The 11,812-nt window shown below is 67.9% G+C and carries 11 protein-coding genes; 2 read left to right on the top strand and 9 right to left on the bottom strand.

Annotated elements, in window-relative coordinates; translation table 11 throughout:
* The first annotated feature begins 137 nt into the window (after window positions 1-137).
* The gene (locus tag HWX62_RS28260; protein ID WP_175932218.1) at window positions 138-1,055 is read left to right on the top strand and encodes a patatin-like phospholipase family protein; all 918 of its coding nucleotides are present in this window, start codon (window positions 138-140) and stop codon (window positions 1,053-1,055) included.
* A 145-nt stretch (window positions 1,056-1,200) separates the two neighbouring features.
* On the opposite strand, the gene HWX62_RS28255 is transcribed toward HWX62_RS28260, so the two are convergent.
* The 9 genes from HWX62_RS28255 to HWX62_RS28215 form a co-directional block, all read right to left on the bottom strand.
* The gene (locus HWX62_RS28255) at window positions 1,201-1,875 is read right to left on the bottom strand and encodes a C40 family peptidase (RefSeq protein WP_175932219.1); all 675 of its coding nucleotides are present in this window, start codon (window positions 1,873-1,875) and stop codon (window positions 1,201-1,203) included.
* A gap of 128 nt (window positions 1,876-2,003) precedes the next feature.
* The gene (locus tag HWX62_RS28250; protein WP_175932220.1) at window positions 2,004-3,626 is read right to left on the bottom strand and encodes a dipeptide ABC transporter ATP-binding protein; all 1,623 of its coding nucleotides are present in this window, start codon (window positions 3,624-3,626) and stop codon (window positions 2,004-2,006) included.
* Entirely contained in the window at window positions 3,623-4,720 is a 1,098-nt protein-coding gene (locus HWX62_RS28245) for an ABC transporter permease (protein WP_175932221.1), read from the bottom strand. The genes HWX62_RS28250 and HWX62_RS28245 overlap by 4 nt, the downstream gene beginning before the upstream one ends.
* A 48-nt stretch (window positions 4,721-4,768) precedes the next feature.
* The gene (locus HWX62_RS28240; RefSeq protein WP_006481944.1) at window positions 4,769-5,812 is read right to left on the bottom strand and encodes an ABC transporter permease subunit; all 1,044 of its coding nucleotides are present in this window, start codon (window positions 5,810-5,812) and stop codon (window positions 4,769-4,771) included.
* A gap of 52 nt (window positions 5,813-5,864) precedes the next feature.
* Complete coding sequence (locus HWX62_RS28235; protein ID WP_175932222.1) at window positions 5,865-7,739, bottom strand: extracellular solute-binding protein; 1,875 nt, start codon at window positions 7,737-7,739, stop codon at window positions 5,865-5,867.
* 141 nt (window positions 7,740-7,880) lie between these two features.
* On the bottom strand, window positions 7,881-8,240 hold the full coding sequence (locus tag HWX62_RS28230) for a hypothetical protein (protein ID WP_175932223.1): 360 nt from the start codon (window positions 8,238-8,240) through the stop codon (window positions 7,881-7,883).
* 271 nt (window positions 8,241-8,511) lie between these two features.
* The gene (locus tag HWX62_RS28225; RefSeq protein WP_175932224.1) at window positions 8,512-9,177 is read right to left on the bottom strand and encodes a winged helix-turn-helix domain-containing protein; all 666 of its coding nucleotides are present in this window, start codon (window positions 9,175-9,177) and stop codon (window positions 8,512-8,514) included.
* Window positions 9,178-9,196: 19 nt separating this feature from the next.
* Window positions 9,197-10,588, bottom strand: a complete 1,392-nt coding sequence (locus tag HWX62_RS28220) for a HAMP domain-containing sensor histidine kinase (protein WP_175932225.1) — start codon at window positions 10,586-10,588, stop codon at window positions 9,197-9,199.
* A gap of 11 nt (window positions 10,589-10,599) precedes the next feature.
* Window positions 10,600-11,274, bottom strand: a complete 675-nt coding sequence (locus HWX62_RS28215) for a response regulator transcription factor (RefSeq protein WP_175932226.1) — start codon at window positions 11,272-11,274, stop codon at window positions 10,600-10,602.
* Between the two features lie 219 nt (window positions 11,275-11,493).
* Here HWX62_RS28215 and HWX62_RS28210 point away from each other — a divergent pair, with 219 nt between their 5' ends.
* On the top strand, window positions 11,494-11,793 hold the full coding sequence (locus HWX62_RS28210) for a DUF4148 domain-containing protein (protein ID WP_175932227.1): 300 nt from the start codon (window positions 11,494-11,496) through the stop codon (window positions 11,791-11,793).
* Window positions 11,794-11,812 lie beyond the last annotated feature (19 nt).

The following is an 11,812-nucleotide window of genomic DNA, read 5'->3' as shown; positions in this document are numbered from 1 at the left end:
GCTTGCTTTATGATGTGCGCGCCGCGGCCGCCAGCCGGCGCGGCGCCGGCCGCTCGCCATCCGCTGCGCGGCCGCTCGGAAACCTATCGCCGCCGCGGGCCGTGTGACCCGCCGCCAAGCCGCCGGAGAACCATTCGATGTCGTCCCCTCGCCTGTCGCGCCGCCACTTCACGATCGCGTGCGCGTCCGCCAGCCTCGCCGCCTGTACATCCTTCGGCGACAAGTCCCGCCCCGGCGCGGCCCTGCCGCAGGAGAAGCCCGTCAAGATCGGCATCGCGCTCGGCGGCGGCGCCGCGCGCGGCTTCTCGCACATCGGCGTGCTGAAGGCGCTCGAAGCGCGCGGCATTCCGATCGAGATCGTCGCGGGAACGAGCGCCGGTTCGGTCGTCGGCGCACTCTACGCGTCGGGCATGAACGCGCTGCAGATCAACAAGATCGCCCTCGACATGGACCAGGCGTCGATCAGCGACTGGGCGCTGCCGTTTCGCTCGCGCGGGCTGCTGCAAGGCGTCGCGCTGCAGAACTTCCTGAACAAGACGCTCAACAACCGGCCGATCGAGAAGATGGCGAAGCCGCTCGGCATCGTCGCGACGGACCTGCAAAGCGGCCAGCCGATCCTGTTCCAGCAAGGCAACACGGGGCTTGCGGTGCGCGCGTCGTGCAGCGTGCCGTCGGTGTTCGAGCCGGTGAGGATCGGCAATCGCGAATACGTGGACGGCGGCCTGGTGAGCCCGGTGCCCGCGTCGTACGCGCGCAAGATGGGCGCGAGCTTCGTGATCGCGGTCGATATCTCCGCGCGGCCCGACGGCGCGGCCACCAACAACCCGATCGAGATGCTGCTGCAGACCTTCACGATCATGGGCCAGACGATCAAGACCTACGAACTCGACAAGTACGCGGACGTCGTGATTCGCCCGAACCTCGCGGCGATGGGCGGCAGCGACTTCAACCAGCGCAACGCGGCGATCCTCGCGGGCGAGGAGGCGGTCGCGCGCATCATGCCGGAACTGCAGCGCAAGCTCGCGGCGGCGCGCGGCGTGACTGCCGCCGCGTAAGCCGCGACGGGCGGGAGGCCGCGGCACGCGGCGCCTCCCCGCGCCGGCGAAACGACTGCCGCGCATCGCCGGCGCCAAAACAAAAAACCCTGCCGCCTTTCGGTGACAGGGTTTTTTATCGTCCGGCCCGACCGACCGGCAAACGTCAGTTGTTGCCGTTCGCCGAATCGTCGCCGATCGTCGCGCGCACACGCTGACGCAGGTCTTCGGGCTTCATCGGGAATTCCGATTCGATCCGGCGCGCGCCGGTGAACCGCTTTTCCCAGTAGCCGCTGTCGAGATCGTCGACGCGAACCGTGCTGCCCGTCGACGGCGAGTGCACGAACTTGTTGTCGCCGATGTAGATGCCGACGTGCGAGAACGTGCGGCGCATCGTGTTGAAGAACACGAGATCGCCCGGCTTCAGGTTGCTCATGCTCACCTTCTCGCCGACGCGGCTCATTTCTTCCGCGCGACGCGGCAGCGACATGCCGAGCGTGTCCTGGAACACGTAGCGCACGAAGCCGCTGCAGTCGAGGCCCGAATCCGGCGAGTTGCCGCCCCAGCGATACCGCACGCCGATCATGTTCAGCGCGCCGACCACCACGTCGCCTGCCTTGCCCGCCATGCCGGCAAGGAACGACTTCGCGCCGCCGCTCGACGGCTGCGCGCTGGTCTGCTGGAGGGAGGAACCCGACCCGATCTGAGTCGAATTGCTGACATTCTGGTTAAAACTGCTGACTTCGTCGGCGAAAGCGCCGGGAGCTGCTGCGAACAGGGCGCCGATGAACAGCCCGGCGATGGTGCGCGCGCATGCCTGGGTCAGGGATCGATGCTGCATTGGTCGATGGAATGTGCTTAAAAATCAGCTGATTGGCGGAAAATTTCGGTCGATACTAGCCAGCGCGTAATCGTTTGTCAAAACAAATTAATAAATACAATCGAGATGGTCAGACCATTGGACGCCTATCACGCTTTCCAGACCGCTTTCAACAGCTTTTGTGTGTAAGGATGTGACGGTCGGGTGAAGATGTCGGTCACCTCCCCCGACTCCACGACGGCGCCGTCCTGCATCACCGCGACCCGGTGCGCCATCGCGCCGATCACCTCCAGGTCGTGGCTGATGAACACATAGCCGAGGTTGTATTTCTGTTGCAAATTCGCGAGCAGCTTCAGCACCTGCTGCTGGATCGACACGTCGAGCGCCGACGTCGGCTCGTCGAGGATCAGGATGCGCGGCTCCAGCACCAGCGCGCGCGCGATCGCGATCCGCTGGCGCTGGCCGCCCGAGAATTCGTGCGGATAACGGTGCAGCACCGTGCGGTCGAGGCCGACTTCGCGCAGCACGGCGAGCGACTTCGCGCGGCGTGCGTCCGGCGTCATGTCCGGGCGATGCAGCTCGAGCCCCTCGCCGACGATCCGCTCGATCGTGTGACGCGGCGAAAGCGAACTGAACGGATCCTGAAAGACCACCTGCATGTTCGAGCGCAGCGCGGTCTGTTCGCGGCCGCGATAGGTCGACAGCGCGCGCCCCTGGAATTCGATCTCGCCGCCGGCCGTCTTCTGCAGCCCGAGCAGCGCCATCGCGAGCGTCGACTTCCCCGATCCCGATTCGCCGACGATGCCGAGCGTTTCGCCCTGCCGCACCGACACCGACACGTCGGCGACGGCCGTCACCGGCACCGTGCCGAACCAGCCCGCGAAGCCCGGCCGCTTGCGCGCGAACTGCACGCTCACGTGGCGCGCGTCGAGCACGACGGGCGCGATCGGCATCACCGGCATGACCGCGCGTTGCGGCCGGCTGTTCAGCAGCCGCTGCGTATACGGATGCTCGGGTGCCGCGAAGATCCGCTCGACGGGCCCGCTCTCGACGAGCCGGCCGTGCTCCATCACCGCGACGCGCTGCGCGAAGTGCCGCACGAGATTCAGGTCGTGCGTGATCAGCAGGATCGCCATCCCGCGCTTTTCCGCTTCCTCGCGCTGCAGCTCCAGCAGCAGGTCGACGATCTGCGCGCGGATCGTCACGTCGAGCGCGGTGGTCGGCTCGTCGGCCAGCAGCAGGCGCGGCCGGCACGCGAGCGCCATCGCGATCATCGCGCGCTGCCGCTGGCCGCCCGACAACTGGTGCGGGTAGCTGTCGACGCGCTTCTCCGGCTCCGCGATGCCGGTGCGCGCGAGCAACGCGATCGCCCGCTTGCGCGCCTCGACAGCCGATACGCCGTCGTGCAGCACGATCGTCTCGCCGATCTGCACGCCGATCGTATACAGCGGGTTGAGCGCCGTCATCGGCTCCTGGAAGATCATCGCGATATCCGAGCCGCGCAGCCCGCGCATCTCGCGCTCGCTCTTGGCCACCAGGTCCTGCCCCGCGAAGCGGATCGCGCCCGTGACTTCGGCGTCGCGCAGCAACCGCAGGATCGACAGCGCGGTCACGCTCTTGCCCGACCCCGACTCGCCGACGAGCGCGACCCGCTCGCCGCGCCCGATCGCGAGCGTCACGTCGTTCACCGCGACCGTGTCGCCGAAACGGACGTGCAGACGCTCGAGCGACAGCAGCGGTTCTTCCGCCTTCGATACGACAGCGTCGCTCATCGCTGGCCTCCCGCCGCGCGCACCGAATCGGCGATCCGCGTATCGAGCGCGTTGCGCAGCGCGTCGCCCATGAAGGTCAGCAGCAGCAGCGTCGCGACCAGGACGCCGAACGTCGACAGCGAGATCCACCACGCATCGAGGTTGCCCTTGCCCTGCGCGAGCAGTTCGCCCAGGCTCGGCGTCGGCGGCGGCACGCCGAGCCCGAGGAAATCGAGGCTCGTCAACGCGAGGATCGAGCCGCTCATCCGGAACGGCAGGAACGTGATCACCGGCGTGAGGCTGTTCGGCAGCACGTGGCGCCAGATGATCTGCCAATTCGTGAGCCCCATCGCGCGCGCCGCGCGCACGTAGTCCTGGGTGCGGTTGCGCAGGAATTCCGCGCGCACGTAGTCGGCGAGCCCGATCCAGCCGAACAGCGACAGCAGCACGATCAGCAGCAGGAAGCTCGGCTCGAAGATCGACGCGAAGATGATCAGCAGGTACAGCTCCGGCAGCGAGCTCCAGATCTCGATCAGCCGCTGCCCGACGATGTCGATGCGCCCGCCGAAGAAGCCTTGCACGGCGCCCGCGGCGATCCCGAGCAGCGTGCCGATCACGGTCAGGATCAGCCCGAACTCGACCGACACGCGGAACCCGTACACGAGCCGCGCGAGCAGGTCGCGGCCCTGCGCATCGGTGCCGAGCCAGTTCTCGCGCGACGGCGGCGCCGGGTTCGGCACGTTCGAGAAGTAGTTCAGCGTGTCGTAGTAATAGCGGTTCGGCGGATAGACGACGAAGTTGCCGGGCGCCTCGAGCCGCTTGCGCACGTACGGATCGAGATAGTCGGCCGGGGTCGGGAAATCGCCGCCGAAGGTCGTCTCCGGGTACGCATGGAAGATCGGGAAATAGGTCTGGCCGTCGTAGCGCACGACGAGCGGCTTGTCGTTCGACCACAGCGGCGCCGCGAGGCTGGCGGCAAAGGCCACGACGAAAATCACGAAACTCCAGTAGCCGAGGCGCTGCTGCCTGAAGCGCTGCCACACGCGGCGGGCGGGCGAAGGCGACACGCGCGCGCGCGCGGCGTCGATACGGGAAGAGGCGACGGCCCGGTTCATCGCGCGCCTCGCCCGCTGGCGCCGGGCATGCGGATGGCTCGTTTCATGTCAGCGCTCCAGGTTGTCGAATTGAATGCGCGGATCGACCCACACATAGCAAAGATCGGAGATCAGCTTGGTCGCGAGCCCGATCAGCGTGAACAGGTACAGCGTGCCGAGCACGACCGGGTAATCGCGCCGCACGACCGACTCGTACGACAGCAGCCCGAGGCCGTCGAGCGAGAACAGCGTCTCGATCAGCAGGCTGCCGGTGAAGAACGCCCCGATGAACGCGGCCGGAAAGCCGACGATCAGCGGCAGCATCGCGTTGCGGAACACGTGCTTCCACAGCACGCTGCGCTCGGAGAGCCCCTTCGCGCGCGCGGTCAGCACGTATTGCCGGCGGATCTGGTCGAGGAACGCGTTCTTCGTGAGCATCGTGACGACCGCGAAGCTGCCGACGACCGACGCGGTGATCGGCAGCGCGATGTGCCACAGGTAGTCGAGCACCTTGCCGACGAGCGACAACTGCGCGAAGTTGTCCGACGTGAGGCCGCGCAGCGGAAAGAGCTGCCAGAACGACCCGCCGCCGAACAGCACGAGCAGCAGCACGCCGAGCACGAAGCCCGGAATCGCGTAGCCGACGAGCACGACGAGGCTCGTCGCGACGTCGAACGGCGAACCGTTGCGCACGGCCTTCGCGATGCCGAGCGGCACCGAGATCAGGTACGTGAGGAAGAACGTCCACAGCCCGATGCTGATCGATACGGGCAGCTTCTGCACGACCAGCGACCACACGCTCTGGTGGCGGAAGTAGCTGTCGCCGAGATCGAAGCGCGCGAAGCGCTTGAGCATCAGCCAGTAGCGTTCGAGCGGCGGCTTGTCGAAACCGTACAGCGCCTTGAGCTGCGCGAGCTGCTGCGCGTCGACGCCGGTATGCGCGCGCATCCCGAACGGCGTCGCGCCCTGCTCCGTCGCGCCCTTGCGCAGCTCCTGCACGGCTTGTTCGACGGGGCCGCCCGGCACGAACTGGATCACCGCGAACGTCAGGGTCAGCACGCCGACGAGCGTCGGGATCATCAGCAGCAGGCGTTTGAGGATGTAGCTCCACATAGGGCGTCGACTCGTGATCGGGTGGCGGAATGGGATGAAGGGCCGGCGCGGGTCAGTGATCGGGCTTGGCCCACCAGGTCGATACGACCCAGCCCTCGGCCGAATAGTACAGCGGCAGCGTCTGCGGATAGGCGAGCGTGCGCTTGTACGCGACGCGGTGCGTCGTGTTGTACCACTGCGGGACCGCGTAGTAGCCGTGCATCAGCACACGGTCGAGCGCGTGCGTCGCGTCGAGCAGTTCCTCGCGCGTCTGCGCGGCGCCGAGCGCGTGCAGCAACGCGTCGACGGCCGGCGATTTCAGTCCGATGAAGTTGTCGGAGCCCGGCTCGTCGGCGAACTTGCTCGCATAGCGCGAGTATTGCTCGGCGCCCGGCACCTGCACGCCCGGCAGGTGGATCGTCGTCATGTCGTAGTCGAATGCATCGAGGCGCTTTTGCAGCAGCGCGAAATCGGCCGTGCGAAACCGCACGGCGATGCCGAGCTTCGCCAGATTGCGCTGGTAGGCGGTCACGACGCCTTCCATCGCGCCGCCCGCATCGTCGAGGATCTCGAACGCGAACGGCTCGCCCTTCGCATTGCGCAGCGCGCCGTCGCGATAGGTCCAGCCGGCCTGCGCAAGCAGTGCGCGCGCCTTCAGCAGGTTCGCGCGCAGCGAACCCGGCGGGTTGGTGTCCGGCTGCGTGACCATCGGGCCGAACACGGCCGGATCGAGCTGCGCGCGCAGCGGCTCCAGCAGCTTCAGCTCGCCCTCGCCCGGCGTACCGGTCGCCTGCAGGTCGGTATCGGCGAAATAACTGTTGAGGCGCGTGTAGGCACTGTAGAACAGCTGCCGGTTCAGCCATTCGAAGTCGAACGCGAGGTCGAGCGCCTGGCGCACGCGCACGTCGCGGAACAGCGGCCGGCGCAGGTTCATGAAGAAACCCTGCATGCCGGCGCCGTTATGCTGGCGGAATTCGCGCTTGACGAGCTCGCCGCTGTCGAAACGCTTGCCGACGTCGCGCCGCGTCCAGTTGCGCGCGACGTACTCGACGAGCACGTCGTATTCGCCGGCCTTGAACGCCTCGAGCCGCGCGACGCCGTCGCCGTAGAGCTTGTAGACGATGCGCTCGAAGTTGTGGGTGCCGACCCGCACCGGCAGGTCGGCACCCCAGTACGCGGGGTTGCGCCGGTAGGTGATCGTACGGCCGTTGTCGTAGCGCTCGATCAGGTACGGGCCGCTGCCGATCGGCTGCTCGAACGCGAGCTGGTCGAACGGGATGCGCGAGCCGTCCGCGCGCAATCCCCACTTGCGCGAGAACACGGGCACGCCGCCGGCGATCAGCGGCAGCTCGCGATTCGCACTGCGGAACTCGAAACGCACGGTCGCCGGATCGACAACCACGGCCTTCGCGATCTCCGCGAAATACGCGCCGAACTGCGGCGCGGCCTGCTTGCTCTTCAGCGTGTCGAACGAGAACTTGACGTCGTCGGCGGTCACGCGATCGCCGTTGGAGAAGCGCGCGCGCGGATTCAGGTGGAACGTGACCGAACGGCGGTCCGGCGCGACGTCGATGTCGTCGGCCAGCAGCCCGTATGCGGACGCCGGTTCGTCGGAGCTGCCGGTCGCGAGGCTCTCGAACAGCATGTCGATGCCCGGCGCCGGGTTGCCGCGCATCGTGAACGGATTGAACTTGTCGAACGACGTCAGCCGGTTCGGGTTCGCGAGCACGAGCGTGCCGCCCTTCGGCGCGTCGGGGTTCACGTAGTCGAAATGCTTGAAGCCGGGCGGATACTTCGGCTCGCCGTACTGCGCAATCGCATAGGCGGCATGTGCCGCCGGCGCGGCGAACACCGCGTGCAGCGCCAGCACCGCGGCCATGCGGCCGGCGGCCCGCAGCGCGCCGAAGCGGGCACGCGCGGCGGCGGCCCGGGGCGAACCCTTCGTCATAGAGGCTCTGTCGGTCGAATGAGGGTAGTAACGTGGGACGATTCTACCTATTCAATCCGTCAAGCCAAAAGAAAACCGCCACACGGGCGGTTTCTTCATGAGCCGTTGTCGCGCACGCGGCGCGCATGCGCGACCCGTCGATCAGCGCCAGCCGTTGTGGCGGCCATGATCCCAGTGACCGCGATCGCCGCCCCAGCCGCGGCCATGATGGCGATACCACTCGTCGCGGCCCCAGTAGCGGCGGCCGTCCCAGTAGCGGTCGCCGTGCCAGCCGATCACGATCGCCGGCGCCGGTGCGTACACGGGCGCCGGGGCATAGACAGGCGCCGGCTGGTAGACGACCGGCGGCGGAGGCGGCGGCGCATACACGGGCGCGGGCGCGACGTAGACCGGTGCCGGCACGCCGACGTTGATCCCGACATTGACTCCCGCCATTGCTGCGCCCGACACGAGCAAGGCCGTCATACCGGTCAGGAGCGAGGCAACACGCAAAGTCTTCATGGATTCCTCTTCTGGTTGTGTCATGTGTGATTCGACTATAGCGGCAAGCACCGTCTCCGCATATTTCAAGTTTGTAAGAACTGATGCGCGGCATCGCAACGGGAAGCCCGCGCTAACGTCTTGTAACAATCGACGCCGCTCGCCCGTCCGCGCCCTTTCCCGAAACCGCTCGCACCCTGCTCCGCGCCCGGCGTCAGGCGGCGCCGCGCACCCTGCACCAGCCGCTCGGGCTCGTCAAGACCCTCCGCCCGAGCGTCGATATCCGTGCCCGTCACCCGCCCGTGTCGAGCCGGAAGCCGAACCGCGCAACCGTTTCGATCCGTGCGGAGAACGCGTGCGCGGCCAGCTTGCGCCGCAACCGCACGACGAGCGCATTGACCGTTTCGGGTTCGATGTCGGCATCGTCCCACGCATAACGCAGCACGGCATCACGCCCGACCGGCCGCCCCGCTTCGCGCAACAGGCATTCGACGACGCGAAATTCCCGTGCGCTGAGCGCGAGCCGCCGGCCCGGCTCCTCGAGGGCGCGCGTCGCCGTGTCGAGCCGGATCGATTCGCGCATCGCGATGACGCCCGCGCGGCGCCACAGCGCGCGCAGCCGCTCGTGCAATTCGACGAACGAACACGGATGGGCCAGGCAGATGTCGCAGCCGGCCTTCAGCATCCGCGCACGGCGGGCGGACGAGGCGCCGGCGACGATCGCGGCAATCGTCGCGTTGCCGGCCGACGCGGCGAGCCGCGGCAATCCGTCGAGAATCGCCGGCACGGAAGCCCCTTCGACCGCGACGATCACGATTGCGTCGAAGCGGTCCTGCGTCGCCGCGAAACAGCCATCGCGCCATTCGTCGACACGCTCGACGCCGTGCATGCTCTCTCGAAACGCCTTGTCGAGCCGCGACGCGTCCGGGCCCGGCGGAGCAATCAGCAGGATGCGCATCGCCTGCTCTCCTTCTGCATCATGCGAGCGAACGCGGCCAGCATTCGACCGTGATCGCCGCCCCGGCCGGCTGCGCATCGCCGATCCGCAGCGCGAAACCGTGCACGCGCATCACCGCCGACACGATGCTCAACCCGAGCCCCGAGCCGTGCACATGGCGCGTGCGCTCGCCGCGATAGAAGCGTTCGAGCACCGCGTTGCGCTCGCCGGGCGCAATGCCCGGCCCGGTGTCCTCGAACCGGACGAGCGGACCGTGCGGCGTCGCCTCGAGCACGACGCGCACGCGGCCGCCCGGCGGCGTGAACTTGATCGCGTTGTCCGCGAGATTGCTGAACGCCTCGAACAGCAACGCACGATCGCCATGGATGCCGTCGACCGCGGCCGCCTCGAGCGCGAACGACACGTCGACGTCCTCGGCCAGCGGCTCGTAAAGTTCGCACACGTCGCGCAGCAAGGCCGCGACGTCCACCGCGGCGAAGCCGCCGCGCCGGCTCAGCGTGCCGATCTCGGAGATGCGCAGCATCGCGCGAAAACGTTCGAGCAGCCGGTCGGTTTCGTCCCGCGCCGACGCCAGCAGCGCCGCCGACGCGGAATCGTGCGCGCAGAACGGCTGGTCGGCGAGCCGCGCCAGCATCGTATGCACGCGTGCGAGCGGCGTGCGCAGGTCGTGCGCGATCCCGTCGCAGGTATGGCGCACCTCGCCCATCAGCCGCTCGACTTCGTCGAGCATGTGGTTCACGAGATGCGCGAGCAGATCGAGTTCGTCGTAGCGACCGACGGGCAGCCGCTTGCCGAGATCGCCTTCGGCGATCTGCCGGGTGACGCGCCGGATCGCGGCGACGCGGCGCATCTGCCGCATGCCGAGCATGCTGCCGCCGGCGATGCCCGCGATCAGGATCACCACGCCGCCGATCACGAGCCCGCGGATCGCGACTTCGCGGATCTGGATGAAATGCGACAGGTCGCGCGCGACCACGAGCGTCATGCCGTCGTCGCGGCGCACGGCCATCGCGCGCACGATCGGCGACGATTGGCCGTCGAGCAGCGCGAGCGTGCGGTTCAGCGTCCGGCCGTGGCGATCCGTGCGCAGCACGGGCGGCGCCGCGATGTCGCCGGCCACGCGGCGCCCGCCCGCATCGAACAGCCCGTAGAAGTTCGTGTGCATGTGCTCGTGCTCGAGCCGCCGATGGATCGCGAGCGGCAGCTCGGCATCGGGAATCGAATCGAAATAGATCAGTTGCCACGCGAGCACCTCGTCGGTGTCGCGCGTCATCGTGTGCGTCGCGGCCACGCTGATCACGCCCGCGAGCAGCAGCAGCGACACCGAGAAGATCGCCGCGTACGCGCACAGCCAGCGAAACGTCGTCGTATGCCAGCGGCGCGTGAAGTTCGCCGCGCGGGCTGCGTCCATCGGCGCCTCCGTCAAGCGAGCACGTAACCCGATCCGCGCACCGTCTGGATCATCGGCTCGGCACCGGGAGGATCGATCTTCTTGCGCAGCCGGCCCATGTGGACGTCGATCAGGTTGGTGCCGGGATCGAAGTGATAGCCCCATACGGCCTCGAACAGCATCGTGCGCGTGATCGTCTGGCCCGCGTTGCGCATCATGAATTCGAGCACGCGGAATTCGGTCGGCAGCAATGGAATCTCGTCGGCGCCGCGGCGCGCGCAGCGCGAAATGAGGTCGAGCTCGAGCGCACCGACCTTCAGCCGCGCCTGCTGCGGCACGCCCGCCGCCTGCCGGCGGCGCAGCAGCACTTCGATGCGCGCGCTCAGTTCGCCGGAATCGAACGGCTTCGTCAGGTAATCGTCGCCGCCCGCGCGCAGCCCGCGGATGCGCTCGTCGACGTCGCCGAGCGCGCTCAGCATCAGCACCGGCGTGTCGATGCCGACCGTGCGCATCGCGGTCACGATCGCGAGGCCGTCCGCGCCCGGCAGCATCCGGTCGAGCGTGATCGCATCGTACGATGCGCTCATCGCGCGCATCATCCCTTCGCGGCCGTTGTCGATCCAGTCGACCTCGAACCCGCGCGCGGTCAGTTCGCCGACGATTTCGTTCGCGGTCACCGTATCGTCCTCGACCGTCAGTACTCGCATGGTTCCCTCGCAATGAACGTCAAGACGGGCGCGCACGATGCGCCCGCCACTATCGTAAGCGTCGCGACCGCCGTGCGGCGCCAGATGAAAATAACTTCATCCGGCATCGCGACGTGCGTACATGAAACATCCTTCATCCGCACGTCGCGCGCCCTGCGACCTCGCCCGCCTACGCTGACAGTCAAGCGGCATCGGGCCGCGAAACCCAGGAGCTACCGGATGAAACTGTCGACCCCCATCGTCTGCATGCTGCTCGCATGCGCCAGCACCGCCGCGCTCGCGGGCCCCCACCTCACCCCGCAGGAATGCAACGCGTACCCGTTCGTGCACACGGGCAGCAGCGTCACGCGTGCGGATCTGGTGCGCGAACTGAGCGAACTCGAACAGGTCGGCTACGAGCCGGCCCACGCGAGCCCGTACTACCCCGACGATCTCGCCGACGCGAAGCATCGGCTCGCCGCCGAGTACCGCGCCGACTGCACGCACGCGCTGACGGCCGACGCGGGCACGCACCGCTGACCGCACGGTCCGGCCCGAT

Source organism: Burkholderia sp. BCC0506 (assembly GCF_902833145.1).
Taxonomy (GTDB): domain Bacteria; phylum Pseudomonadota; class Gammaproteobacteria; order Burkholderiales; family Burkholderiaceae; genus Burkholderia.
The sequence above is the reverse complement of the archived record's forward strand: the minus strand, read 5'-3'. Positions and strand labels throughout refer to the sequence as shown.

Bases quoted from the DNA above. Each gene is read 5' to 3' on its own strand.
- HWX62_RS28250 (WP_175932220.1), bottom strand. From the start codon at position 3,626: ATGAGCGACGCTGTCGTATCGAAGGCGGAAGAACCGCTGCTGTCGCTC.
- HWX62_RS28210 (WP_175932227.1), top strand. From the start codon at position 11,494: ATGAAACTGTCGACCCCCATCGTCTGCATGCTGCTCGCATGCGCCAGC.
- HWX62_RS28245 (WP_175932221.1), bottom strand. From the start codon at position 4,720: ATGAACCGGGCCGTCGCCTCTTCCCGTATCGACGCCGCGCGCGCGCGC.
- HWX62_RS28220 (WP_175932225.1), bottom strand. From the start codon at position 10,588: ATGGACGCAGCCCGCGCGGCGAACTTCACGCGCCGCTGGCATACGACG.
- HWX62_RS28260 (WP_175932218.1), top strand. From the start codon at position 138: ATGTCGTCCCCTCGCCTGTCGCGCCGCCACTTCACGATCGCGTGCGCG.
- HWX62_RS28215 (WP_175932226.1), bottom strand. From the start codon at position 11,274: ATGCGAGTACTGACGGTCGAGGACGATACGGTGACCGCGAACGAAATC.
- HWX62_RS28230 (WP_175932223.1), bottom strand. From the start codon at position 8,240: ATGAAGACTTTGCGTGTTGCCTCGCTCCTGACCGGTATGACGGCCTTG.
- HWX62_RS28235 (WP_175932222.1), bottom strand. From the start codon at position 7,739: ATGACGAAGGGTTCGCCCCGGGCCGCCGCCGCGCGTGCCCGCTTCGGC.
- HWX62_RS28240 (WP_006481944.1), bottom strand. From the start codon at position 5,812: ATGTGGAGCTACATCCTCAAACGCCTGCTGCTGATGATCCCGACGCTC.
- HWX62_RS28225 (WP_175932224.1), bottom strand. From the start codon at position 9,177: ATGCGCATCCTGCTGATTGCTCCGCCGGGCCCGGACGCGTCGCGGCTC.
- HWX62_RS28255 (WP_175932219.1), bottom strand. From the start codon at position 1,875: ATGCAGCATCGATCCCTGACCCAGGCATGCGCGCGCACCATCGCCGGG.